General features: G+C 60.7%; 24 protein-coding genes and 1 riboswitch. Of the genes, 14 read left to right on the top strand and 10 right to left on the bottom strand.

The window, feature by feature from the left end; all coding sequences use genetic code 11:
* Positions 1–1,095, top strand: a complete 1,095-nt coding sequence (locus tag AC1U7K_RS05600) for a HEAT repeat domain-containing protein (RefSeq protein ID WP_480249902.1) — start codon at positions 1–3, stop codon at positions 1,093–1,095.
* Here the strand turns inward: AC1U7K_RS05600 and AC1U7K_RS05595 are convergent.
* Both AC1U7K_RS05595 and AC1U7K_RS05590 read right to left on the bottom strand, forming a co-directional pair.
* Positions 1,073–2,425 carry a YaiO family outer membrane beta-barrel protein gene (locus AC1U7K_RS05595; RefSeq protein ID WP_480249901.1) on the bottom strand — a complete coding sequence of 451 codons (1,353 nt, stop codon included), beginning with the start codon at positions 2,423–2,425 and terminating at the stop codon, positions 1,073–1,075. The two genes, AC1U7K_RS05600 and AC1U7K_RS05595, sit on opposite strands and share 23 nt — an antisense overlap.
* Positions 2,422–4,041, bottom strand: a complete 1,620-nt coding sequence (locus tag AC1U7K_RS05590) for a hypothetical protein (RefSeq protein WP_480249899.1) — start codon at positions 4,039–4,041, stop codon at positions 2,422–2,424. The genes AC1U7K_RS05595 and AC1U7K_RS05590 overlap by 4 nt, the downstream gene beginning before the upstream one ends.
* A gap of 104 nt (positions 4,042–4,145) precedes the next feature.
* Between AC1U7K_RS05590 and AC1U7K_RS05585 the strand changes: the two genes are divergently transcribed.
* From AC1U7K_RS05585 to AC1U7K_RS05555, 7 genes are all read left to right on the top strand, one after another.
* Complete coding sequence (locus tag AC1U7K_RS05585) at positions 4,146–5,492, top strand: glycosyltransferase family 2 protein (RefSeq protein WP_480250241.1); 1,347 nt, start codon at positions 4,146–4,148, stop codon at positions 5,490–5,492.
* A complete protein-coding gene (locus AC1U7K_RS05580; protein ID WP_480249898.1) occupies positions 5,477–6,175 on the top strand; it encodes a response regulator in 699 nt (232 codons plus the stop codon). The genes AC1U7K_RS05585 and AC1U7K_RS05580 overlap by 16 nt, the downstream gene beginning before the upstream one ends.
* Positions 6,172–9,522: a PAS domain S-box protein gene (locus AC1U7K_RS05575; RefSeq protein WP_480249896.1), complete on the top strand. Its 3,351-nt coding sequence runs from the start codon at positions 6,172–6,174 to the stop codon at positions 9,520–9,522. Before AC1U7K_RS05580 ends, AC1U7K_RS05575 begins: the two co-directional genes overlap by 4 nt.
* A gap of 11 nt (positions 9,523–9,533) precedes the next feature.
* On the top strand, positions 9,534–9,842 hold the full coding sequence (locus tag AC1U7K_RS05570; RefSeq protein WP_480249895.1) for an Hpt domain-containing protein: 309 nt from the start codon (positions 9,534–9,536) through the stop codon (positions 9,840–9,842).
* On the top strand, positions 9,835–11,283 hold the full coding sequence (locus AC1U7K_RS05565) for a sigma-54-dependent transcriptional regulator (RefSeq protein WP_480249894.1): 1,449 nt from the start codon (positions 9,835–9,837) through the stop codon (positions 11,281–11,283). The genes AC1U7K_RS05570 and AC1U7K_RS05565 overlap by 8 nt, the downstream gene beginning before the upstream one ends.
* A gap of 166 nt (positions 11,284–11,449) precedes the next feature.
* A complete protein-coding gene (mscL, locus tag AC1U7K_RS05560; RefSeq protein WP_480249893.1) occupies positions 11,450–11,893 on the top strand; it encodes a large conductance mechanosensitive channel protein MscL in 444 nt (147 codons plus the stop codon).
* 133 nt (positions 11,894–12,026) lie between these two features.
* Complete coding sequence (locus AC1U7K_RS05555; RefSeq protein ID WP_480249892.1) at positions 12,027–12,716, top strand: OmpA/MotB family protein; 690 nt, start codon at positions 12,027–12,029, stop codon at positions 12,714–12,716.
* Here AC1U7K_RS05555 and AC1U7K_RS05550 read toward each other — a convergent pair.
* Positions 12,713–13,126: a response regulator gene (locus tag AC1U7K_RS05550; RefSeq protein ID WP_480249891.1), complete on the bottom strand. Its 414-nt coding sequence runs from the start codon at positions 13,124–13,126 to the stop codon at positions 12,713–12,715. The genes AC1U7K_RS05555 and AC1U7K_RS05550 overlap by 4 nt on opposite strands.
* Before the next feature lie 210 nt (positions 13,127–13,336).
* Here AC1U7K_RS05550 and AC1U7K_RS05545 point away from each other — a divergent pair, with 210 nt between their 5' ends.
* Positions 13,337–14,128, top strand: coding sequence for a response regulator (locus AC1U7K_RS05545; protein ID WP_480249890.1), 792 nt, complete (start codon positions 13,337–13,339; stop codon positions 14,126–14,128).
* On the opposite strand, the gene AC1U7K_RS05540 is transcribed toward AC1U7K_RS05545, so the two are convergent.
* Positions 14,016–15,149 carry a YheT family hydrolase gene (locus tag AC1U7K_RS05540; protein ID WP_480249889.1) on the bottom strand — a complete coding sequence of 378 codons (1,134 nt, stop codon included), beginning with the start codon at positions 15,147–15,149 and terminating at the stop codon, positions 14,016–14,018. The two genes, AC1U7K_RS05545 and AC1U7K_RS05540, sit on opposite strands and share 113 nt — an antisense overlap.
* 119 nt (positions 15,150–15,268) lie before the next feature.
* On the opposite strand from AC1U7K_RS05540, the gene AC1U7K_RS05535 reads away from it, so the two are divergent.
* Positions 15,269–15,658 (top strand): nuclear transport factor 2 family protein, encoded by a 390-nt coding sequence (locus AC1U7K_RS05535; RefSeq protein ID WP_480249887.1) that lies wholly within the window; start codon positions 15,269–15,271, stop codon positions 15,656–15,658.
* 170 nt (positions 15,659–15,828) lie between these two features.
* Here AC1U7K_RS05535 and AC1U7K_RS05530 read toward each other — a convergent pair whose 3' ends face one another.
* The gene (locus tag AC1U7K_RS05530; protein WP_480249886.1) at positions 15,829–16,023 is read right to left on the bottom strand and encodes a hypothetical protein; all 195 of its coding nucleotides are present in this window, start codon (positions 16,021–16,023) and stop codon (positions 15,829–15,831) included.
* Between the two features lie 162 nt (positions 16,024–16,185).
* On the opposite strand from AC1U7K_RS05530, the gene AC1U7K_RS05525 reads away from it, so the two are divergent.
* From AC1U7K_RS05525 to AC1U7K_RS05515, 3 genes are all read left to right on the top strand, one after another.
* Positions 16,186–17,649, top strand: a complete 1,464-nt coding sequence (locus tag AC1U7K_RS05525; RefSeq protein WP_480249885.1) for an alkaline phosphatase D family protein — start codon at positions 16,186–16,188, stop codon at positions 17,647–17,649.
* Between the two features lie 111 nt (positions 17,650–17,760).
* Positions 17,761–18,090, top strand: coding sequence for a CBU_0592 family membrane protein (locus AC1U7K_RS05520; protein WP_480249884.1), 330 nt, complete (start codon positions 17,761–17,763; stop codon positions 18,088–18,090).
* Between the two features lie 43 nt (positions 18,091–18,133).
* Complete coding sequence (locus AC1U7K_RS05515) at positions 18,134–18,616, top strand: hypothetical protein (protein ID WP_480249883.1); 483 nt, start codon at positions 18,134–18,136, stop codon at positions 18,614–18,616.
* Positions 18,617–18,633: 17 nt separating this feature from the next.
* Here the strand turns inward: AC1U7K_RS05515 and ygfZ are convergent, their stop codons facing one another.
* The 5 genes from ygfZ to thiC all read right to left on the bottom strand — a co-directional run bounded on the left by ygfZ (position 18,634) and on the right by thiC (position 23,742).
* A complete protein-coding gene (gene ygfZ / locus AC1U7K_RS05510) occupies positions 18,634–19,725 on the bottom strand; it encodes a CAF17-like 4Fe-4S cluster assembly/insertion protein YgfZ (RefSeq protein ID WP_480249882.1) in 1,092 nt (363 codons plus the stop codon).
* Positions 19,722–20,156, bottom strand: coding sequence for a response regulator (locus AC1U7K_RS05505; protein WP_480249881.1), 435 nt, complete (start codon positions 20,154–20,156; stop codon positions 19,722–19,724). Before AC1U7K_RS05505 ends, ygfZ begins: the two co-directional genes overlap by 4 nt.
* A gap of 35 nt (positions 20,157–20,191) precedes the next feature.
* Positions 20,192–20,707, bottom strand: a complete 516-nt coding sequence (locus tag AC1U7K_RS05500) for a tetratricopeptide repeat protein (RefSeq protein ID WP_480249879.1) — start codon at positions 20,705–20,707, stop codon at positions 20,192–20,194.
* Positions 20,708–20,998: 291 nt separating this feature from the next.
* Positions 20,999–21,799, bottom strand: coding sequence for a sulfide-dependent adenosine diphosphate thiazole synthase (locus AC1U7K_RS05495; RefSeq protein ID WP_480249877.1), 801 nt, complete (start codon positions 21,797–21,799; stop codon positions 20,999–21,001).
* Positions 21,800–21,807: 8 nt separating this feature from the next.
* Positions 21,808–23,742: a phosphomethylpyrimidine synthase ThiC gene (thiC, locus tag AC1U7K_RS05490; protein WP_480249876.1), complete on the bottom strand. Its 1,935-nt coding sequence runs from the start codon at positions 23,740–23,742 to the stop codon at positions 21,808–21,810.
* Positions 23,743–23,804: 62 nt separating this feature from the next.
* A riboswitch (TPP riboswitch) is annotated at positions 23,805–23,960 on the bottom strand.
* A 156-nt stretch (positions 23,961–24,116) separates the two neighbouring features.
* On the opposite strand from thiC, the gene nadA reads away from it, so the two are divergent.
* A complete protein-coding gene (nadA, locus tag AC1U7K_RS05485) occupies positions 24,117–25,220 on the top strand; it encodes a quinolinate synthase NadA (RefSeq protein ID WP_480249875.1) in 1,104 nt (367 codons plus the stop codon).
* Positions 25,221–25,272 lie beyond the last annotated feature (52 nt).

The raw sequence follows: 25,272 nt of genomic DNA, 5'->3' as shown, positions 1-25,272 counted from the left end.
ATGACCGCATCGAATGAAACGCTGGCGGCGTTGGTGCTGAGAGTCGGGGTCGCGGAGATCGTGCTCGTGGGCGTGATTTTTCTCGCGGTGCTCGGCCTGCATCTCTCAAAGGTCCGGCAGCTTCGCCTTCGTCAACAATTTCACGACCGCTGGCGACCTCTGATGGTGCAAAGTCTCGTTGAAGGCCCTCAGGAGGTTCCACCGGTCGCTCGCCGGGAGGTGCCGGCCTTTCTGTACTTCTGGAACTACTTCCATCAGTCCTTGCTTGGTGAAGACAAGATGGCGGGCCTCAATGACCTGGCGAGAAGAGCCGGCATGGATACGGCCGCAAAACAATTGCTGAAGCATCGCAACATCCGCAAGCGGCTGCTCGCGATTACGACGCTCGGCCATTTGCGCGATCAGTCGATGTGGGACGAGTTCGTGCGGCTCGCAAAATCTAAGGATCCGGCCGTCTCGTTAGCAGCGGCACGGGCCCTGGTGCAGATCCATGCGGAGCGCGCGCTCAATGTCCTCCTTCCGATGATCGCCTCCCGGACGGACTGGTCCCCCGCGAAAGTCGCCGGTCTCCTCAGTGAAGCCGGCCCCCTCGCGAGTGCCGGCCGGTTGGCGCAGGCCGCGGCCTCTTCGCCGCCAGACGCCGCGGTTCGTCTCATTCAGTACCTCTGCGCGATCAAAGGATTGCCGGGACTCCCGATCATTCGCTGCCTGGCGAGACAGAGCGACGCGCCGGCGGTGAAGGCCGCCTGCGTGGCTTTTATCGCGCAATGTGAAGATCCACAGGACCTCGAGTTGCTGCGACAGGCGTGCCGTGATGCATCGCCGATTGTGCGCGCTTCGGCGGCGAGCGGATTGGGCAAAATGGGTGCGGAGGGAGACGAGGCGTCTCTCGTCGCCCTGCTCGGCGATTCCGACTGGGAGGTGCGCCACCGTGCTGCGGACGCACTGGCCCGCCTTCCCTCTCTCTCAGCCGAAGACCTCGTACGGATTCACGAACGCTGCCCGCCCCTTGCGCGAGAGATGTTGGCGCCGTTCCTTGAGCGGAGGCCGGAAGAAGGAAAGCCTGGGGGATTTACCAGTGAAAGATCAAGTTAAAGGTGCCGCCGCGCCGGACGTAGAGGATGCTGCGGTCTTCATAGTAGACCGACGTTTCGGCTGAAAGGAATCGCGCGAGCGGAAACGTCACACCCCCTTGGACGATCTTGCTTGAGACCCGGGTAAAGTCGACCGTCGCCGTAATCCGCTCGCCGGCTGTTCCGAACCCATATGATCCGAAGACCTGGACACGTTCGCTCGGTTGCCAGGTCAATTGGGATGCCAGCGTGATCGAGCCGGTGTCGGGGACGTAGAACAGTTTTTCCGTGATCCAAAGGTCATAGGGCAAATACACGGTCAAGCCCGGGGTTAGGATATCGACCTTGGCCGTGCGAAAGGCCATGTGCCGAACCCCAATCGAAGGCTCGAACATACTGATGGCGCGATGGATCGCTCCGAGCCCCTGGAACAGCTCCCCGCCCGCGCTCCAGGTGGGTAGGAAATCCGGATTGAATGCGGTCGAGCCCGCCACGTAGCCCCACGCCATCCGCCATAATGGACTGTACACCTCTGTCGACAGCTGCGTGTCGTTGAACCCAAAGCGGTTCATCTGATCGAGGCGGCCCACAATAGTCTGAGCACCGATCGCCTTTCCCACTTCGATGCGACCGTCATGCTCCTGGGGCACCTTGTTCGTATACGTGAAGTGGCTGTAGCCGAGCTTATAATAATCGCGGAACGGGATCACCGGTGTGCGCTGCGCGACGCCGACTGGCGCGCGTTGGGCCTGGTTGGGCGTCAAGGAGTCAAGCTCTGCTTTCAGTGAATCGATCCGCCGAGCGACCTCGGGGTCCTGAATCCGGGCGTAGAGCGCTTGATACCGCCGCAGCGCCTCAGTGCGTTGCCCACTCCACAACAGCACGTCGGCCAGACCCCGGACGGCTTCAAGGTTGTCGGGATCGTCCTCCAACACTGCTTCGTAGAGCGCCCGGGCCTCCTCCAGGCGTCGCTGCCAGGATATGACCCGGGCCAGCGCGAGCCGGACGTCGAGGTCGATGGGGTGCCGCGTCAAGATGTCTCGATACAGCGCCTCGGCTTCAGCGTACTGACCCCGCCACGACAGCACGCGCGCCAGGAACGCTCTCACTTCGTCGTCCTCGGGCTTGAGGTCCAAGTAACGACGATAGAGCGCGGCCGCCGCTTCGAAGTCCTTCTTCTCCTCCTGTTCATGCGCTTGCGCGAGCCATTGCCGGGGTGATTCGACCAGCGTGATGTCGGGTGGCGCATCGGCTGCCGGTGAGAGACCGGGAAGAAGCAAGGCCCAAGCGGCAACGAGCATCAAGATCTGCATCCGCACGGTGATGACGATCAATGGGACACGCATCGTCATGGAGCAAGCGAAAGCCAGCCGGTGTAATCGTGGATGAGGATGCCGGCTGAACTTGCAAAGGGAAGTCGATCGAGGACGGCGAGCGCCGCCTCAACCTCTCGCCGCTGCCGCCCCGCGAACGTCAAGCGCTCCGGACGGACGGTGATGCGGTGCGCCACCCGAAATCCTTCCCACCCCGGTCTCGGCTCGCGTGCATCGGCTGGGTTCAGAATGAGGCGATGCCCGGGTCGGTCGAGATAGGCTTCCACGAATTTCTCCCGTTGCTCTCGGATCAGCGTCAGCCGCCGTTCAACAGGCAGCGGCCGGGTCTCCAACGCGAGCCACACCGGCTTTGCCGCGAGGTCGCCGTAACGTAACCAATCGTCGGCGATCGCCCGAACCTCATCCATATCGGTCCGATAGCTCATCACTGCGACCTCATCGACCCGGTCCATCACCGTAAACGCCACGGGACGCCCGTCGAGAAATTTCTCGGTCAACCAGAACGGCATGACGACCGAGAGACGACCGCGGTCGTTGAGCGCCTGCTTCACGCGATCCAACGCCTCGATGTATCGCCGGTAATCCGTGGGCGGTGAGAACTCAGGCAACAGATAGGGCTCAATGTCGAGTTGGATCGACACCGGTCGCTCTGGTGGGAGCAGCGAGACAAGGCGCTGCACCTTTTCGATCAGGGGCCCGGGATCATAAATGGCCCGAGGATCGCCGTCGAGGGCGATTGCCTCGAGGCCTGCCGCGGCGGCGTGAGCGACAAAACGTCCATACGCTTCCCAGACGTCCTCCCCGTCTCTCAGATCGGGAAGCTGAAGGAGGACGCGGGATACAGCGAATCGGCGGCAGTCGAGGAGGATCCGCTCCGGATTCGCGAGCACGTCGCGGTATTCCCAGACCCATATGCCACGGGAACTCCGATGCGGCTTCCGACTTGATCGTTGGTCGACCGTGAGGGTCGCAATCTGGACTTGAGCGGGCTGACCGTCACTGAGCAGGACGAGGTGGCCAATGTGTCGCGGGTCCAAACCGCTGAAGACCCGCCTTAAGGGCTGCTCAAGATCAAAGGTCCCGCTCAGGGGAACCAGCTCGGTCAACGGGCGGCTCGGGTCAGGGCCCTCGCCACTGAAGGTCAGGGTGACCGAACCCGACGCGCGACCCTCGATGAGGAGCGTGTCATACGACAAAAGATCAAGCAGTGCGTGTTGTTTGAAAGGGATTACGCAGGCCGCCGGCCCTGTCGATGGCGGCACGTTGACCGTTAGGCCGGGTCCGGTGGATGCCTCCCGGCGACATGCCGAGCCGGCGACGGGGTCGGCGAGTACGGAAAGAAGATCGAAGGAGGCGTGTGGCGGACGGAGGCGTGGGCGAGACGATCGCTGTGGATTCGAATTGAAGGCGACGACAGGCCGATTGGCCTCACTGTACGTGATTTCAATCTCTTGCACGTCGTCGGGGATGGGCGCGTGGAGAGGAATTTCTTCAGCCGCGACAGACGTGGCGACGCGGAGGAGAAGCATGGACACGACGTACACAACCGCCGGCACGGCTGCTCGCGATCGCGAGGGACTGCCCTGATTGGTCTCTCGCGCGGCTGGGCGAATGGCCCAAATAACTGATTTCACGTACACTGTTTCAAATACGCGGTGGTCTAGTAAGGGGAAACGTGTCCCCCATCGATCGTGCAATAGAATTCGGCCAGTGGCTCTTCCTGCTGTATTTCATTGGAATGGCCGTGGGGTATTTGCTTCTCGATGCCATTTCGTTGATCACCCTCAGCCGATACATGCCCGAACATGCTCTTGATCGTCTGCCCGAAAGCTATACTGGATTCGAGCCGCCAATTAGCATCTTGGCACCGGCATACAACGAAGAGGCGACGATCGTGAGCTCGGTCCGCTCTCTTCTCCAGCTAACGTATGCCGAATACGAAATCATCGTCATCAACGACGGCTCCAAAGACCGAACGCTCGATGTCTTGATCGACGAATTTGCCCTCATGCCGTTCCCGGAAGTGTATCAGACGAAAATCAGCACGAAGCCGGTTCGCCGGATTTATCGGTCGAAGAGCTATCCCAATCTCCGTGTGATCGACAAGGACAACGGCGGCAAGGCCGATGCCTTGAATGCCGGGGTCAATGTGTCCCGGTATTCGTTTTTCTGCAGCTTGGACGCGGATTCGATTCTCCAGCGCGACAGCCTGCAGCGGATCATCCAGCCGTTTCTCGAGGAGCCGCGCACCATCGCGGCGGGCGGCACGGTACGGATCGCGAACGGCTGCGAGGTCAGCGGCGGGTTCCTGATGAAGATCGGGCTGCCGAGGAATCTGTTGGCCTTGTTCCAGATCGTGGAGTACATCCGCGCATTCCTATTCGGCCGCTTGGGATGGTCGCCACTGAATGGCATGCTGATCATCTCCGGCGCGTTCGGCGTGTTCGATAAGAGGATGGTCATCGCCGTGGGGGGATACCGGACGCAGACGATCGGCGAGGATATGGAGCTGGTGGTTCGGTTGCACCGGCACTGCCGTCTGTCGGGCATCCCGTATCGTATTACCTTCGTGCCTGATCCGATCTGTTGGACGGAGGCGCCGGAGGATCTACGGACGCTCCGCAATCAGCGCATCCGATGGCAGCGCGGGTTGTGCGAGAGCCTCTCGTTGAATCGCGAGCTGTGCGCGCATCCGAAGGGGGGAACGGTCGGATGGATGGCCTTCCCCTTCATCCTCTTGTTCGAATTTTTCAGCCCCCTCGTTGTCGTGGCGGGCTACGTGCTGACTGCCTGGTGCTGGATGGCCGGTGTCGTGTCGGCTCAGGCGGCCCTGGCGTTTCTCGTCGTCGAAGTCGGTCTTGGCATGCTGCTGTCCGTCACCGCGCTGCTGCTCGAGGAACTCTCGTTTCACATGTATCCGCGACCAGTTCAGGTGCTGACACTCTTTTCCGTCGCGGTGATCGAGAATTTCGGATACCGCCAGTTGAATGCCGTGTGGCGGCTCATCGGACTGATTCGCTGGCTGTCGGGCACGAAGGCCACCTGGGGTGAGATGACCCGCGTGGCGTCATGGCAGTCCCGGTAAGTAAGAAGGAGGGGACGACGAACCCCGATCCGATGCGGATTCTGCTGGTCGACGACTGCGGCGAGTCGCGGCAGTTGCTGGCTGCGTTATTGTCCTCGGCCGGCTATACCGAGGTGATCGAGGCCGCCTCCGCTGCCGAGGTCTTTTCCATGCTCGCCGATTCTGGGGCGACGCGACAGCGGGACATCGATCTCGTGTTGCTCGATATCAATCTCGGCGCGATCGACGGGATTGAGGTGTGCCGGCGTCTGCGAGCCGATCCCTGGCTCGCCGATACGCCGGTGATCATGGTGACGGCGGACGACCGGCCCCACCTGCTGTCCCAGGCATTCGAGGCGGGAGCGGTCGACTACATGACCAAGCCGGTCCGCAAAATCGAGCTGCTCGCTCGGGTGCGATCGGCGCTGTCATTGAAGCGGGAAATCGATGCCAGAAAGTCGCGGGAAGAGGATTTGATGGCCAAGAACGTCCAGCTGCAGCAGGCCATGCGGGAGATTCAGGTGCTGCGGGGACTGATCAGGATTTGCTCGTTCTGTAAGAAGATTCAAAACGACGAAGGAAATTGGCAGCAGATCGAGTTGTATATCCGAGATCATTCCGAAGCGGAGTTTACGCATGGGGTTTGCCAGGACTGTGCGAAGAACCACTTTCCGGGTTTGCTCGAACACGGAGGCGCCGCGTGAGTATAGGTGACTGGGGGGCCCTCTGGCTCAGCGGCACAGTCGCGATCGCGCTCACGCTCGTTGGTGTCGGCCTGGGACGGCGCATCGCCGGCCGGCGGCGAGTCGAAGACACGTTACGAAGCGAGTCTGAGCGAGTGGCCACGCAACAGGCGGCACTGATCGGGCTCACCCGTGAAACGCTGTTAGAGCGCCGCGGTGTCGAGGCGGCCCTCCGGCAATTGACCGAGACGGCGGCGCAGGCGCTCCACGTCCACCGGGTGTCGGTGTGGTTGTGCGAGGCCGACCGATCAGCGGCTCAGTCGGTCGATATCTACGATGTCGAGTCCGGCCACCATCGGCCTGGCGACGTGCTCACATGCGCTCAAAATCCGGTGTTGTTCGAGGCCCTCCATGTGAATGGCCCCGTCACGGTGGACGATCTGAGCGATCGACGCGCCTCGCGCGGATCAGATTGGGGCGCGAATTGTTCGTCGGTGATCGTCGTGCCGGTCTACTTGTATGGAGATCGTCTCGGCATGCTCTCCTGCGAGCACGTGGGGCCGCCCCGCCGGTGGTTTCGCGACGAGCAGATGTTCGCGGTGGCGCTGTCGAATCTGGTGACTTTGCTCTACGAGCAACTGGACCGAAAGCGGGTGCTGGAAGAGATGCAGCGGGCCCATTCTCTCCTGAACGGTATCGTGGAGCACATCCCGGCGATGATTTTTGTGAAGGATGCCAAGGACCTCACGTTCGTGCGCTTCAACCGGGCCGGTGAGGAACTGCTCGGCTACTCCCGCGACATGCTGCTCGGAAAGAGCGATTACGACTTTTTCCCCAGGGCGGAAGCCGATTTCTTTACCGACAAGGACCGCGAAGTGTTGCAGAGCGGCCGTCTGCTCGAGATCCCGGAGGAGACGATTCAGACCAAGCACGGGGAACGCGTGCTCAGGACGAAAAAAGTGCCGATCGTCGGGGAGGATGGTCAGCCGCAGTATTTATTGGGCATCTCGGAAGACATCACCGACCGCAAACGCACCGAGCAGGCTCGCGTGGTGCTGCAATATGCGATCGATCACGGGATGGAAGGCGTGGCGTTGCTCGATGCTGATGGCCGGTTCACCTACATGAACCAGGCGCATGCCGAGATTTACGGCTACGACATCGCGGAGTTGATCGGCCGGTCGTGGACGGTACTTCACAGCCCCCTTCAGCTGGCAGACATTCAGCGGGCGGTGCTGCCGCTGCTCGAGCGGGATGGGCAGTGGCATGGGGAGTTGGTGGCTCGAAAGAAGACACAGGAGGCCGTGCAAGTGGAGGTTTCACTCCGTCGCCTCGACGGAGGCGATGATGTGCCGACCATGATGTTGTGCACGTGCCGGGACATCGGCGACCGAAAGCGGGCGGAAGCCGAACTGATCGCCTCTCGCACGTTTGCCAACAACATCGTGGCGAGTTCATTGGACATGATCATGGTGGTCGATCCGGAGCGCCGCCTCATCGAATTCAATCCGGCGGCTCAAGAATGCTTCGGCTATTCGGCGCACGATGTGCTTGGGCGGCCGGTGGACCTCTTGTTCAACGAACCGAGGATCGGCGAGGACATCACCGCCGTCACCATGCAGCAGGGGCGGCATGTGCGGGAAGTGGTGAGTCGCCGAAAGGACGGCACCTTGTTTCACGGACTGTTCTCGGCCTCGGTCCTTCGTCAGGCCGATGGGTGGATCGTTGGCGTAATGGGGGTGCTGCGCGATATTAGCGAGCAGAAACGCGCCCTAGAGGAACTGAAGAAGGCCAAGGAGGCGGCCGAATCGGCCAACCAAGCGAAGAGTGAATTTTTGGCGAGCATGAGCCATGAGATCAGGACGCCGATGAACGCCATCATTGGCATGGCGGACTTACTGTGGGAAACGACATTGAGTCCCGAGCAACAGGAATACGTCGGGATCTTCCGGCGTGCGAGCATCAGTTTACTGAACCTCCTCAATGACATTCTAGACCTCTCCAAAGTAGAGGCGGGCTATCTGGATCTGGAGCGGATCGATTTCGATTTGCGCGAAATCGTCGACAAGACGGCGGAGATGATGGGATTGCGCGCGAGCGAGAAGAATCTCGAACTCGCGTGTTCCGTGGCGCCCGATGTGCCCGTGGGCCTCGTCGGCGATCCCAACCGCTTGCGACAAGTGCTGCTCAATTTGATCGGCAACGCCATTAAATTTACCGAGGCCGGGGAGGTGACGCTTCGAGTCGAGCGGGAGCCGGGGAGTGCCGATCCCTCCGTCATCCGTTTCACCATTCGTGATACCGGCATCGGAATCCCCCGCGACAAGCTCGGCATGATCTTCGAGCGGTTCACCCAGGCCGATTCCTCGACGACGCGCAGGCACGGCGGAACGGGCCTCGGACTGACCATTTCCAAGCGGCTGGTCGAGTTAATGAACGGACGCATGTGGGTGGAAAGTGAGGAGGGGAAAGGCAGCACCTTTTCCTTTACCGTCTGCTTCCAGCTTCAGTCGCGAACCGATTCGGCGCCGGCCGCGGAACTCGACCTCGCCGGCGTCCGGGTGCTGATCGCGGACGACAACGCCACCAATCGGTTGATCCTTCGGGAAGCGCTGGGCTCGTGGGGCGCGCTCGTGCATGAAACGGCCGACGGATCGGCGGCTCTCGCGGCGTTGGAAGCCGCTAGACACGAGACTCCCTATCGCCTCGTCCTCCTCGATTGTCGGATGCCGGGCTTGTCGGGCTTCGAGGTCGTGCAGCAGTTCCTCGCGCGGGGCACCGTGCCGGGGACCACGTTCATGGTGCTGACCTCCGGGAATCGCAGCGACGATATCGCGCACTCGTATCGATTGGGACTCGGCGGCTATCTGGTGAAGCCGATCCGTCGATCGGATCTCAGACGGGCGATCACCATCGCGCTGAACCGTCCGAATGGTCTCGGGACGGCACCCGCCGTGGTCACCGTGCCGCCGTCGCAGACGGATCATCCGCTCCATATCCTCTTGGTGGAGGACTCACCAGACAATCGCATGCTGATCCAGTCGTATTTCAAGCAGGCCAACTGCACGATCGATTACGCCGAGAACGGCAAGATGGCGGTCGAGCTCTTTCAAGCCGGGCGGTATGACCTCGTGCTGATGGACATGCATATGCCGATCATGGACGGCTACACGGCCACCACGATGATTCGCCGCTGGGAGCAAGAGCACAGCCGGCCGCCCGTTCCGATCCTGGCGCTGACGGCGTTTGGCATGAAGGAAGAAGAGCAAAAGAGCTTTGCGGCGGGCTGCACCGCCCATCTGACCAAGCCGATTCGAAAAGCGACGCTGCTGTCGGCGATCAACGAGTATGGCCGAAAGACGATCTGATGGAGGAGTACATGGTGATGAAGGAACCGATCCGCGTGGCGATTGACTCGGACCTGAAAGAGCTGATCCCCGGCTTCTTGGAGAATCGCCGGAACGACGTGCGGCGCCTGCACGGAGCATTGGCCAGCCTCGATTTTGAGACGATGCGGACATTGGGCCATCGCATGAGAGGGGACGGCGGGGGGTACGGCTTCGACGGCATCTCATCGATCGGCCATGCCATCGAACGAGCGGCCACCGACCGGAATATCGAAGATGTCACCACCGCCGTTGAGGAGCTGACCCGGTATTTGGACCGGCTCGAGGTGGTCTATGAATGATGGCGGTGTCGCGCCTCCGCGGGCCCCGGCCCACCGCCGGAGCACGAGCGGCCTGAACGTCCTCGTCGTCGAGGACGACGAGGACATGCGTCGGCTCATCGAAAAGGTGCTCGTAAGTCGAGGCCATCACGTCGAGGCATGCGGGGATGCCGAACATGCCTGGACGGCGTATCAACGCGAGCGCTATCCGCTTGTCGTGCTCGATTGGCGGCTCCCCGGCATGGACGGGCTCGAGCTGTGTCGTCTGATCCGGTCGCATCCAACCGGTGACCGGAGCATCATCGTCATGATCACCGCGTGCGACCAGGTGGGGGATCTGAATGAAGTCCTGGAGGCTGGCGCCAACGACTATATGGCGAAGCCCGTGGGGCTCGATCTTCTCCATGTTCGTCTCCGGGTCGCGGAGCAATGGGCCCGAAACATCGAGCAACGGCATCAGGCTGAAGCAACGGTTCAGCGGCTTGCCCGCCAATTGGAAGAAAAAAGCCGTTTTCACGACCTCATCGGCACGAGCCCAGCGATGCGGCATGTGTATGAACAGGTGCAGGCCTTTGCACCGGCCGAGACGACGGTGCTGATCGAAGGCGAGACCGGGACCGGCAAGGAGATGGTGGCCCGCGCGATCCACGTGTTGAGCACCAGGAAGGACGGCCCCTTCGTTGCGGTGAATTGTGCGGCGCTCAGCGAAAGTTTGCTCGCCAGTCAGCTCTTTGGACATAAGAAAGGAGCGTTCACCGGGGCGCTCGATCACCAACAGGGGTTCTTCGAAGCGGCCAACGGCGGCACGCTGTTCCTTGACGAAATCGGGGATGTGTCGCCGGCGGTGCAGAAAAGCCTGCTCCGCGTGCTGCAGGACAAGACGATCACGCGGGTGGGGGAATCGAAACCGCGGACCGTGGATGTCCGGATTCTGGCTGCCACCCACCATCGCCTCGCTGAGGACGTGAGTCAGGGCTCGTTTCGCGCCGACTTGCTCTATCGAATTCGTGTCGCCCGCATTCATTTACCCGCCTTGAGGGAACGTCCCGAAGACATCCCGCTCCTCGTCACCTCGTTTCTCGTGCAGTGCGCCGCCGCGATGGGGAAGGCGGTCCGTGAGGTCAGTGTGGCAGCGATGAAGATTTTGACGTGTTATCCATGGCCCGGGAACGTTCGAGAGCTTAAGAGCGCCATTGAAGCGGCCGTCCTCACTTGTCGAAGCGACGTCATTCAGGCCGATGACCTACCGCCCGAAATCGTCCGGGGCGAATTGCTCACGCCAAGTCCGCACGTCAAAAGATCGGCGGATCCCAAGGACGAAGCCGATCGAATTCGCGAAGCGCTTGAACGGGCCCATGGCAACCGCACGCTGGCCGCTCGGCTGCTCGGGATGAGCCGGGCGACCTTCTACCGGCGGTTGACCGACCTCGGTCTGCTGCTCACCCCTTCCCCCGACGCTTGACCTGCGTCACGTATTTTGACCGCCAATCTCAGTAGAAATGATCCAGATCGAGCATCGGTGACGGGTGACTCTTCTGCGCACGGCGCCTCTTCCATATGGACAACGGGCTACGCATTTGATAGGAGCAGAGAGCAGACTGTCGTTCCACCTAGGCAAGGAGGCGACCATGCTCAAAGAGTTCAAAGACTTTGCCATGCGCGGCAATGTTCTTGATATGGCGGTGGGCATCATTATCGGAGCAGCCTTTAGCAAGATCGTGACCTCCTTGGTCAATGACATTCTCATGCCGCCGATGGGCATGATCGTCGGGCGCGTGGATTTCTCCAACCTGTTTGTCAATCTTGCATCACAGCCGTTTGAATCGCTTGCAAAGGCTAAAGAGGCCGGGGCGCCGACGATCAATTATGGCGTGTTTCTCCAGTCGACGCTGGACTTCCTGATCGTGGCCTTCGTGATTTTCATGCTCGTGCGGCAAGTTAATCGCTGGACACGAAAGCCGGAGCCGGCGTCCGAGGTCCCGACGACCAAACCATGTCCCTACTGCCTGTCCGATATCCCGCTCAAAGCGACCCGCTGTCGGGCCTGCACGGCCGATGTCAAAGCTGCCTAACGGCCATCTTCTTTCGTTCGGGGCCGGCTGATGCCTCCTGCACACGATCGGCCGGCGTATTCCCGAAATCCGTCTATACTTACCGGAGAGACGCGGGAATCGATTGCCACTCCAATCTCATTCTCATTGCCTGATGCGCCTCCTGTTCGCGACACTGCTGGCCATTGCTCCGGTCGTTCTGATCGGATGCCAGATGCTTCAGAAGATCGGGGATGACAGCCGCCAGGAGTCGGTCGGCGCGGAGCAGCGGGCGGCGGAGGAGGCGCGGCTGGCTGCGCTGGAAAAGCGGGTGCGCGACCTAGAAGGGCAGCTCGCGGAGGAGCGGGCCCGTGGAAGAGGAGCGGCCGAAGAAGAGGGACGCATCATCCAGACGTACGAAGAATTGGCCACAGTGCTGCAGCCGGAAATCGCCAAGGGCACGATGACCGTTCACCGCAAGGGGGAGCAGTGGGTCATCAATCTAGCAGACGATCTGCTATTCGAGTCCGGTGAGGCGAGGCTGAAGCCTGCGGGGATTGAAGTCCTCAAACTCGTCGGGGATGTGCTGAAATCCGTTCCAGACCGGCTGATCAAAATCGGCGGGCATACCGACAATATCCCTATCGGCGGCAAGCTGGCCCGGCAATATCGCACCAATCTCGAACTCTCACGCGCGCGGGCCGCGAACGCGTTGCGTGCGTTGGAGGCCGGGGGCGTCTCGGCCGACCGGCTGTCCGCGGTGGGCTATGCTGAAACACGGCCGGTCGCGAGCAACGGTACCGACGTGGGACGGCAGAAAAATCGCCGTGTCGAAATCGTGGTGTCCCCTCGCTCCGCTGATTAGGATGAGAACTCGGCGTGATCGAGCGCGGCGCGAACGCTTCTCAGCAATTCATCAAGCCCGAACGGCTTTTGCACGAATCCATCGCAGTGCGTGACGTTCAGCCGTTTCAACAGCGTTTCTCCCATATAGCCCGACATGTAGACAATGCGGACTGCGGGACGAAGGGCGAGGAGGCGCTCCGCCACGTCGGGTCCACTGATCCTCGGCATCACCACGTCAGTCAGGAGCAAGTGAATCGGCCCCTCGTACTCGGTTCCAATGCGGATTGCCTCATCGCCATCCGAAGCGTCGAGAACCCGATACCCCCGGCCGCTGAGGACTGTCCCGACGAGCTTGCGGACGGAGACGTGATCGTCAACGAGCAGGATGGTTTCCAATCGAGTCGTGGCGTCGGGCTTCTGCTGGGTCATCTGGGATCCTTCGCGGCCAAGCAGTGAACGGCGTAACGACCATTTAGGTGTCCTAACGGTGATCAGCAAATATCGTGCGAGACTCAAACCTTCGGTGAAACCGGAAGAACGGCCGAGGCATAGAGGAACTCAACTAGCAGATTTTTGTAGCGAAACACGAAAGATCGTTTATACTCATACGGGACTTATCCATAGGACGGAAGGCGACGCGTGAGTATCTCATTTGATCAACTTCCTGGCGGAAAAGAGACAGTGCTGGTCGTGGACGACGACAACACGGTCCGGGCACTCATTCGCGAAACGCTCAAAATGAAGGGCTACTCGGTTCTCGACGCGCAGTTCAACAGCGGCGCTTTGATGGTTTCGGCGCGGCATCGTGGCCCCATCCATCTGATGGTCGCGGATGTGATGATGCCCGGGATCAATGGGAGGGAATTGGCGAGGCGGTTGGAGGCACTCCGGCCGGACACGAAGACGCTCTACATCTCGGGCTACCCGAAAGATATGCTGTTCCGTGAGAACATTCTCGAAGAGAGTGCCTCCTTCCTTCAAAAGCCGCTGAGTCCGGAAACATTACTCCCCAAAATCCGCGAGGTACTCGATGCGGCCCACGTCCCGGCCGCCGGTGACAACGACGACTTTGTGCTCAAGATGTTGCAAGCCCTCGTCGCGCAGAAAAAAGAGTATCAACTCTCACGCGACCAAGCCGCACAATTCGAATCGTTGATCGTCAGCTACGAGGAAGCAAGACTCGCCGCCGAGGCGGAGTTCATGGTCGCTGAACTGCATGTCCAAACCTTGGTCCAGGACGACAAGTCTTCGTTCGAGGAGATCGAAGCGGCCTTGCGGAAGTCGGACCAGGCGCAAACCGCCGTACGGTTGGAAGGGTTCAAAACCTTGCGGGCCGCCGAAGCGATCCTGAAGCCCGACCAGCGAAAGAAACTGCTGGCCTCCTACCCGCATGGCCGTCGGCGTGCGGGTGATCCCTTTCCGTATCTGTAACCAGAGGCCGCCCGAACTCCTTCCACGTTTCGGCCCCCGCTGAAATAAAGTCGATCAGCCGGTTTTCCCCCCAATAACAGTCCTCATCCGGGCGCGGACGCTGAAAAAACCCGCAGTGCCCGCCATGGCGCGGCATGATCAGCCGGATCGCACGGTTGCCGGTAATGGCCGGGATGCGGAACATCTGTGGCGGAATGAACGGGTCATCTTCGGAGGTCAGAATCAAGGTTGGGACGGCGATGTTTGCCAAGACGTGCCGGGCGCCGCTGCGGTCGTAGTAATCGTCCACATCGCGAAATCCGCCATCGCGGGCCGTGTAGCGATCATCGAACTCGCGCATGCTGCACACTGCTTGGAGACCGGTGAGGTCGAATCTCCCGGGGAAGAGTTGCGCCTTTCGCCGAAGCCGTGCCTGCAAGCTCCGCAGGAAGAACCGATGGTAGAACCAGTTGCGACGTTGCTCCAATGCCTCGATGCATGCGGCGGGATCAATGTTCGGGCAGACGGTCGCCACTCCTTTCAGCGGCGGAAACCCGCCGCCGACCTCGCCTGCCATCCGAAGGACGAGATTGCCGCCCATGGAGTAGCCGGCGAGCCAGAGGGCCGGGAGTCGGTCCCGTTCGGTCAGCTCGGTCGCGACGGCCAGTAGATCTCCACTCAAGCCATTGTGATAGAGCGTCGGCGTCTCATGTTCCGTCCCGCCGCAGTTTCGTTGATTCAAACGGATGACGTTGAATCCGGCACGCCATGCCTTGGTGGCGATGGCGCGCATATAGTGGGACTCGCTGCATCCTTCGAGACCATGAATCAGGATCAGTGTGGGGTGGCGCAGCCGCTCGGCATGCCAATGGCAGAAGCCCAGGATCCGACTGCCGGGCTGGACGGTGAAGAAACGAGACTCGCTCGGGACGTCGCGGAGCAAATGCCGCCGCGGCCAGTATCGCGGAATCAGCGTCATCAAGTCGGGGTGTGTGAGCAGCGGATGTGGATGGAACGGGTGGCGCGGATGAGCGTCGGTCATGTCGGTCGTTATACCACGCAGAGACGGCCTTGAGGCAATGCCGTGGACCAAGTCCTTAAAAAGGCGATGAAAGGACGAGGCTGATTCCGCTATGATACGCCTCCACTGCCGAGGCTGAGATGATTCAGCAACGCATCGAAGAATTGAGTCACGCCAATCGCGCGTTCTACGAGGCGTTCGAGAGTCTCGATATCGCGCGAATGGATGTGGTGTGGGCTAAGCAGGACTACGTGACATGTATTCACCCGGGTTGGACGCAGCGAGTCGGGTGGCCGGAAGTTCGGGATTCCTGGGTCTTGATTTTCAATAATACGTTTTCGATGAAGTTCGACTTGACGGAGATTTTGGTCCAAGTGGCCGGCGACCTGGGGTGGGTCATTTGCACCGAGCAGATCACCAGCCGGCAAGGCGAGAGCGTGCAGGAGAGTCAGGTATTGGCGACCAATCTCTATGAGCGAGTCGGCGACCAGTGGTTGATGATCCATCACCACGGGTCGCCGGTGATGTAATTCGAAAAAGCCTTCGACGTTGCAAGTTCGAGGCTAACCGAACAGGAGCCGTAAGCGGAGTCGGAGTCGAGATTCAGAAATAGGAGCAAGGCTGGAACTGGGATTAGCGGGGTAACCGGCCCTTCTTCAACCTGGAACGTCGAACTTCGAGCCTCGAACGTTTTTGCGTCTCATTCAATGGCCTTCACCGTCTTGCTCCATTCGGCGACCACCGCATCACGTTCTTCCATCGTCATGGCGGCGTACTTCGTGAACATCGCCGGACCACGGCGCCGGCGCCAGTTGACGAAATTGACGAAGTGCTCTTTGCACAAGGAGCTGGTGCCGCCGGGTGCATAGACGCGGGCAGAACATCCTTGAATCATGCAACGTTCCTCATTCATGCCTCATAACCTCTCGTTGAATCGCCCTGTCAGTATGCCGGAGGCACGACGAGGACCGCAAGGGGCAGCTCTCGCCCGCTTGTTCTCGTCTCGCTTCTCCGTGGTCCACGATCGATCGACGCACTAAAATCCGAGGGAAATAGAGTGAAAGAGAATCGAAGATGCTTTCTGTGGCCGTTGCTTGCAGCCGGTCTCCTCTGTGTTACGGCGGGCTGTGGAGCGGATGCGATTCCGGGACTACCGCCCGGCAGTCCCTTTGCCGAACATCCCCAACCCGGAACCGGACCTGTTCCTCAAGGTGTTGCCGTCGGTGACGTCTCGGCTCACTCCGCGCTCGTGTGGTTTAGGACCAATGGCCCGGCTAAGGCTGTCGTGGAATGGAGGGCGGACGACGGAGCGACGGGCCGCTCCTCGTTGGTCGACACGACGTTCGAGCAGGACTATACGGCGAAGGTTCTCCTCACGGGCCTCAAAGCGGGACAGATGTATCGATACGCGGTCTTGACCGGGAAGCCGGAAGGCCGCGAGGACGAGCTCCGGGCATCCGGTGATGCGGGCGGGTCGTTTCGAACGGCGGAGTCGCCGGATCAGAGCCGTCCCGTGACGTTCGCGTGGAGTGGTGATCTCGGTGGCCAACAACGTTGTCGACGGGGAGGAGACGGTTATCCCATTTTTACTGAAATCCTCAAAGCCGCGCCGGTATTTGCCATCCTGCTTGGGGACAGCATCTATGCCGACGATCGCTGCCCTTCGCCGCCCAATGAGCCCGGCAGTGACTTCACCGCGTCGACGTTGGATCAGTATCGCGCCAAGCATCGCTATCAGCGCGAGGCGGCCGCGCTGCAGCGGTTTCTCCGGGTCGTGCCGGTCTTCGTGATGTGGGATGACCACGAAGTTCGGAATAATTTCGCCGGCCCGCAAGACCCGTGGATGCCGGCGGGCCGGCAAGCGCTGCTCGAATACTGGCCGATCACCACGGCGTCCGATGACCCGACGCGCCTCTACCGTTCGGTGCGATGGGGGAAGGATCTCGAACTCTTCCTACTGGATACGCGCCAATACCGGAGTGCCAACAGCGAGAAGGATGGGCCGCAGAAGACGATGCTGGGCAGCGCACAACGTCAATGGCTCCTTGATGGGCTGACTCGATCGACGGCCACGTGGAAAGTACTTGCGACAAGCGTGCCGCTCTCCAATCCCAAAGGCGGGACGATGACGGTACCGGGCAACGACAGTTGGGCGAGGGCAACGGATGGGACCGGCTTCTTGACCGAGCTGCAGACGATCGTTCAGCACATCATCAGCCACCGTATTCGCAATGTGGTGTGGCTCGCGGGCGACGTCCACTATGCGCAGGTCAACCGCTACGATGCGGATCGTGACGGGACCACCGACTTTTATGAGTTGATTTGTGGACCACTGTCGGCCGCTCCCGGTCGTCCCCTGCCGCCGAATCCCGATTTGAATCCGACGACGCTCTATTCGGATGGCGGCTTTTCGAATTTCGGCGTGGTCAGCGTCGACGACGGCTCGTTGACCGTGACGCTTCGCGATGAGACCGGCGCCGCCCGCTTCACCCACACGATGCATGCATCGCCCGCTCAGTAAGCCCTTGCATTCGGCCCGCGCCATGCCGTACGTTCAGGGGCCGTTTTGAAGGGATGCTGATAAAAACCGCCCGCTTCGTGCTCGCATTCGGCCTCCCGAAGGAGGCCCGTCTTGGCGTGGGCCGGGTGGTACAAAGGGCGGCCGTTTGAACATCCCGTGGGTTCTGAGAACCGCGCAATGATCGTTCAATCCATTTCCGTTCTTGGCGCACTCATGGTGCTTGGTGCGTATGCGATGATCCAGATCGGGTTCTGGCGAGAATTGGACGCCGGGTACCTCGCCCTGAACATCATCGGCTCGTTACTGCTCGGGGTGGTCGCGATTCTCGAGCGCCAGATCGGGTTCGTGTTGTTGGAATTCACGTGGATGGCTCTCGCCGCCGTGGGCATCATCCGGGCCGTCCGCATGAAAATGACCGGCGCCCCGGCCGGCGGGCGCTGAGCTGAAGAACTTATAGCAATCGAGCGAACGAGAAGGAGTGATTATGGCTGGATTGATGACGGCAGGGGATCTCTTTTCGCGAATCGAAGCGGCGGCGGCTGCCGCGACGGGTCCTGACGAGCGGCCGCTGCAAATCGATTACCCCGCGTTGCGCGAGAAGATCCACGCGGCCGTTGGCGACCGCAAGATCGCCTATCTGCATGCCAACCGCTACTTACCGGAAGGGTACGAGGATCAAGGTCGGTTCAACGTGCTCGTCCTCACGGTCGGAAACGTGCTCTTCGATATGGTCATCGGCGATGCCTATTTTCGCTACGACATCGTGTCCGTCGGTCACCTCGACAAAGTGCAGGTGATCGACGGCGTGTGGGAGAACCGCGAGAAGCGCCGCGAGGAGCCATTCTTGAGCCTACGACTGATGCACGGCGAGGAGGCCCATCTTTTGCTGGCTCTCGACGAGGAGGAGCGAAGGAGTGTGCTCGCGTTTGCGAAAGCGGTCACGTCGGCACGCAATCCCGAACGATAAGTGTGGGATGAGCAATGCTAGCTGCGGCTATAGAGCGGGAGTGGGCGAACGGTGGCCTCGTGGCGTTGGCCGTCGACCTCCACGGAGATGTTCGTGCCGGGGCTGGTAAAGTCGCGGAGCGGAAAGCCGAGCGCGATCGTGCAGCCGAACGAGGGGGAGTGGGCGGCGCTGCTGACCCACCCGATCTCTCGCTCGCCGCTGAACAATTTGGCGCCCTTAGACGGGACGACGGGATCATGCAGGACGAGCGCAACCAGGCGGCGACGGACGCTGCCATAGGTGTCCATCCGTGCGACGACTTCCTGTCCCGGGTAGCAGCCTTTGGTCAGGCTGAACGAATTTCCCTCCAGGTTGGCTTCAGGTGGGACAATCTCCTCCGTCAGTTCGGCCCCCAGTCGTGGGAGTCCCGCTTCGAGCCGCAGCATCTCACGCGCTTCCGCCCCAACGGCCTTTAATCCCATCGGCGCACCGACGGACCAGAGCCTCTCCCATGCCGCCGTGATGCCGTCCGCGGGCAGCAGGACTTCGATGTCCATTTCACCGGTCTCCTCAGTCCGAATCAGGAGCGCGTCATGATGGCCGATGCGGTGGATCGTGAAGGACAAGTGGGACAGCGTGGTCGCATCGACGTCGAAGGCTGCCTTGATCAGGTCGGACGCGCGGGGCCCGCTCACGAGCAAGAGCCCCCACGACTCGGTGCAGTTCTCCAATTTCGCTTTCGTGCCGTAGAGCAGGAACTTGCGGAGCGCCTGATAGGTTACATCGCCGACCTCTCCGGCATCCTCGAGCATGAGCGCGTCGGAGAGTAAATAGACGCGAAAGTGGGAGAGGATCTTCCCTTTGTGACTGAGAAAGCTCGAGCAGACGCCTTTGCCCGGCGTGAGCGGCAGAATATCGTTACTGATGACGCTTTGGAGCCACTTCACGCGGTCATCGCCGGTCACCCGTGCCTTGCCCCGATGAGAGAGGTCCGCAATTCCCACCGTCTCTCGGACGGCCTGGTGCTCGGCGATCGGATCACCGTAATGCGCCGGCACCTGCCAGCCGGCGACGCCGTGAAAGATCGCGCCTTGCTTGACGTGCTGATGATGCAGACGAAGTTGTGTCATGGTTCGTTGACCGAGGGTTTCCTCATGGTGGCATCGAGATGGTGAGCGGCGGAGCCGTTGGCAAGGACGTCATCGACCAAGGCGCGCATCCTGACCGAGAACTCGTTCCGCGAGACGATCTTGGTCACGCCCAGCTCCTTCGCCCGCCGCCACGTCTCGACTTCCTCGTGATTCGCGAATGCAAGGACAGGGATGCGCCCGTCCGCCACGCGTTTCAAGTCAGCAAGGGCCTGAAAGGCATCGATCTTATCATCGTTCATATTGAGGATCACTGCAGCGGGGACGAGCCCGCTCACTTTCTCGCTCATGTCCGATTGGCTCTTCGCTCGCTCGACCGCATACCGATCTCGGAACGCATCACGAATCTTCGTGTAGAAAAAGACATCGTTGACCGCAGCGAGAATCGTTATCGGTTCTTCTGATCCCTTCACCAGCGAACTCCTTTTCCTCTCGCTCACCCATCCTCTTAATTGAGCATGCTGATGAGCCGCGCGAGGGCTTTCTTCGCGAGCGCATAGTGGGGATTGAGCGTGAGCGCCCGCTTGTAGCACTCCAGCGCATCATCCCAGCGTCCTTTGCGCTCATAGACCCGTCCCAAGTTCAAGTGCGGGAACGCCGGACTCTCATAGCGCCTGGCTTGCATCGCTTTCTCGAACCACAGGATCGCGTCGTCGAACTCGCCCTTCTCGATCAGATACGCACCGATATCATTGTACGGATTGCCGAACTCCGGATCGATCGCGATCGCGCGATGGCATTCGTCGATCGCGTCATCCAATTTCCCCATGAAGCTATACGTCCACCCGAGGAACGTGTGCGCTTCCGCGGTGGGATGTGCCTCGATGGAACGCTTGTACAACTCCACCGCTTCTTCCAGATCGCCCTTCATTTGCACTTCATAGGCTTTCTGGAAGTAGTTCCAGGCCTCCCGCTTGGCCTCCTCACTACCTTCGCCCTGGAGCAAGAAATCTTGAAGATCCATTCTGCCTTTTTTTATCTCATTTATCTCACGATCGCCGTTGGCGTCGAGCAGGCTGTCATTCTCACCCACCCGCCCCAGGCGTCTATCTCACCCGCCCAACCCGGAGCTGGCCAAGACCAACTCTTTCCCGTTGGACGCCCCTCCTTTTCCGGTTAGCGCAACGAAAGGGCCCCACTGGAGATGGGGCGCACGGCGCGATGAATAAAGAGCGCCATGCTTGTGCGCGCCGCCGAGATGGTGAGGCGGCCGGGGAGTGAGCACCTCTGGGCTGCTCGGCGACGGGACCCGCGATCATTCCTGCTTCAGCTTCTTCTTGATGAGTTCGGCGCCGTAGCGGCCGGAGAGCAACATGGAGCCGAATGCCGGACCCATCCGCGGTGTGCCGTACACCGCCGCGACAGCGAGGCCGATGACGAAACAGTTCGGATACACCTCGCCGGTGTAGTCCATGATGTTTTCTTCCGAGCGCGAGACCCACATGGCGCCATTGCCCGGCACCGCCTTATACAGATTGCGCCGGTGCAGCAGGTCGACGATCACGGCGTCATGGCCGGTCGCATCCACGACGATCTTGCTCTCCAGCGCGATCGGATCGACATGGATGACGTCATGGCCCGCCGTCTCGGCGGTTGAATTATTCACGACGACGCCCTCGAGCACGCCATCTTGCCGAAGCACAAGGTCCACGACCTTGGTCAGGTTCATGACTTTGGCCCCGGCTTGATAGGCGCCTGCGATCAAGGCGCCGGTCGCGTGCGGCGGATCGACGATGTACATGCCGTCGCAGTCTTTGACCTGCTTGCACGGCACGCCCAGCTCTTCGAGAATCTCGTTCGCCGGCGCGCAAATCGTCGCCTTGTTCATCAAATAGCCGCCCGACCAGAAGCCGCCGCCCAAGGCCAGCGATTGCTCCACGACCAGCGTGCGAAAGCCCATTGAGGCAAGGTCGCGGGCGCAGATCAGCCCCGATGGACCCGCCCCCACGATGATCACATCGCTCTCGATGAGCTGATCGAACTCCTTGTAGTACTCGCGCGCGATCTGGCGTGTAATGTCACGTTCTCGCAAGGGAGCAGGTTGGGGCTTCGCCATGGTCGACCTCAGAGATAGATTTCAGCGCCGGCCTTTTTGAACTCTTCCGACTTCTCTTTCATGCCGACTTCGAGCGCCCGCTGCTCGTCGAGGTGCTTTTGGGTCGCGTAGTCGCGTACGTCCTGGGTGATCTTCATCGAGCAGAAATGCGGGCCGCACATTGAGCAGAAATGCGCGACCTTCGCGGCGTTGTCGGGCAGCGTCGCGTCGTGGTAGGCCCGGGCGGTGTCGGGGTCGAGCGAGAGATTGAATTGATCCTCCCAGCGAAATTCGAAGCGTGCTTTCGACATCGCATTATCCCGCGCCTGCGCGCCCGGGTGGCCCTTCGCCAAGTCGGCCGCATGCGCGGCAATCTTATAGGCGATCACCCCCGCCTTGACATCTTCCTTGTTGGGGAGCCCGAGGTGTTCTTTCGGCGTGACGTAGCAGAGCATCGCGCACCCGTACCAGCCGATCATCGCCGCGCCGATCCCGGACGTGATGTGATCGTAGCCGGGCGCGATGTCGGTCGTGAGCGGCCCGAGCGTGTAGAAGGGCGCCTCGTGACACTCCTTGAGTTGCTTCTCCATGTTGACCTGGATGAGGTGCATCGGCACGTGCCCAGGCCCCTCGATCATCACTTGGACGTCGTGCTTCCAAGCAATTCGTGTCAGCTCGCCCAACGTCTCGAGCTCGGCGAACTGCGCGGCATCGTTCGCATCGGCAATCGAGCCGGGCCGCAGGCCGTCCCCGAGGCTGAATGAGACGTCGTAGGCTTTCATGATCTCGCAAATCTCTTCGAAGTGGGTGTAGGCGAAATTCTCCTGGTGATGCGCCAGACACCATTTCGCGTGAATCGAGCCGCCGCGAGAAACGATGCCGGTCATGCGATTGGCCGTGAGCGGGATGTATTGGAGCCGCACGCCGGCGTGAATTGTAAAGTAATCCACCCCCTGCTCGGCCTGCTCGATCAGCGTATCCCGATAAATTTCCCACGTCAGCTCTTCGGCCTTCCCGCCGATTTTTTCCAACGCTTGGTAGATGGGTACGGTGCCGATCGGCACGGGGGCGTTGCGGATGATCCACTCGCGCGTCTCGTGAATGTTCTTGCCGGTGGAGAGATCCATCACCGTATCGGCGCCCCAGCGGATCGCCCAGATCATCTTCTCGACTTCCTCTTCGATCGAGGACGCGATGGCGGAATTGCCGATGTTCGCATTGATCTTGACGAGGAAGTTTCGGCCGATGATCATCGGCTCGGACTCGGGATGATTGATGTTTGCCGGGATGATCGCCCGGCCGCGCGCCACCTCATCCCGCACGAACTCCGGGGTAATGACCGCCGGGATACTCGCGCCCCACGCCTGCCCCGGATGCTCCCGAACCCCGCCACCGTGACCGTTGCCGGACTGCATCAAGTCGCGGGCGACCTCGCGGCGTTGGTTTTCACGAATTGCGATGTATTCCATCTCGGGCGTGATGATGCCCTTGCGCGCGTAGTGCATCTGGGTGACGTTGCGACCGGGTTTCGCGCGCAGTGGTTTGCGGATGTGCTGGAACCGAAGGGACGCAAGCTGGGGATCGGCCGCACGCATCCGGCCATACTCGCTGCTGACTTGGGCGAGCTCTTCCGAATCGGCGCGGCTGATGATCCACCGGGCACGAAACGGCGGAAGCCCGGCACGAAGGTCGATATGTGCATCCGGGTCGGTGTATGGACCGGACGTGTCGTAGATGATGATCGGGTCGTTGAGTGACGGCGGTCCACCGTTGGCATGACGGGTTGGCGAGAGCGCGATTTCTCGCATGGCGACGCGGACCCCCGGCAAACGGCCCTCGACATAGATCTTGCGCGAAGCGGGGAACGGGGTGGTGGTGACGGATGCGGCACGCGAGTGGTCGTGAACGGTGCCGTTGGCCCCATCATGACTGTGGCCGTTGTCTCTGGGTTCCGAATCGCTCATGGTATCCTCCGAATCTGCAAACAAAAAAGCCGCACCTGGGGCGGGCGCGGCTTGAGTCGTGATCCACTCGCTGTCCGCTTCCCTACGCTGGCATTACCCAGGTCAGGTTCTGAGGGTTGTCCTCAAGGACTCTCAGCATCTTGCCGTTAATCGTCTCTCGTTATTCGTTCTTCGAATAACGGTGCACGGCCAACGACAACGCTCCCCTAGCTAGACGGATCGTACACTTCTGTTTTTTCCAAAGTCAATTGCCATTCCGGCCCTCTGAGTGCTGGGTCCAATGGGGAATGAGCCGTTCGGTTGATTGATTGTCCGATCCCTGTGACGTACAATGTGGCATCTATGTTTCACTGCGACAACTACGTATGGTGACCGTGAGTACAGTCGCACCGCTTCAACTACCAATTACCGACTATCAGCACTTGTCGGCGCACGAGCTGTTTGCCCGCATTGTCGCCGCAAAACGCTCACTCGGCGACCGCGTGCTCATCCTGGGTCACAATTACCAGCGCGATGAAGTGATCGAGCATGCGGAGTTCCGTGGCGACTCCCTGATGCTGGCGAAGTTGGCCGCCCAGCACGCTGATCGCCCGTACATCGTCTTCTGCGGTGTGCACTTTATGGCCGAGACGGCCGACATCCTCAGCCGGTCGAACCAAACCGTCATTCTGCCCGATTTGGCCGCGGGCTGCTCGATGGCTGACATGGCCGCGATCGAGCAGGTCGAGCAATGCTGGGAGCAGCTCGGCCGTGTGCTGCCGGTTGAAGAGACGGTGATGCCGGCGGTCTATGTGAACTCGGCAGCGGTCCTCAAGGCCTTTTGCGGCGAGCATGGCGGCATTACCTGCACGTCTTCCAACGCCCGCGCCGTGATGGAGTGGTGTTGGGGGCGGCGCGAGAAGATTTTGTTCTTCCCGGACGAACATTTGGGCCGCAATACGGCGAACAAAATGGGCATCCCGCGCGAGGAGATGATCGTCTGGGATCCGTACATGCCGAACGGCGGAAATACAAAGGACGCGATCAAGCGCGCGCGGCTGATTCTGTGGAAAGGCCACTGCAGCGTCCACCAAATGTTCCAGCCGACCCACGTCGATCACTTTCGAAAGCAGTACCCGGAGGGCAAGGTCATCGTCCATCCGGAGTGCCATGAGAACGTCGTGAACAAGGCCGATCTCGTAGGCTCGACCGAGTTCATCATCCGCACGGTGAGCCAGGCGCCGGCCGGCTCGATCTGGGCGGTCGGGACGGAGCTGAACCTCGTCAACCGGTTGAAGCGCGACCAGCCGGACAAGAAGGTGTTCTTCCTCTCTTCAATGGTCTGCCAGTGCGCGACGATGTTCCGCATCGACGCTCCCCACCTCTGCTGGGCAATGGAGAACCTGGCCGAAGGGCACGTGGTCAACCACATCACGGTGCCGGACGATGAGAAGGCCTGGGCGAAGATTGCCCTTGACCGCATGATGGCGATCAGCTAACTGTCACTTTTCAATGCTGAGTGCTGAGTTGGGGACGATTCAATCGCTCTCC

The sequence above is a fragment of the Nitrospira sp. Vd2 genome, from assembly GCF_979581665.1.
The sequence above is the reverse complement of the archived record's forward strand: the minus strand, read 5'-3'. Positions and strand labels throughout refer to the sequence as shown.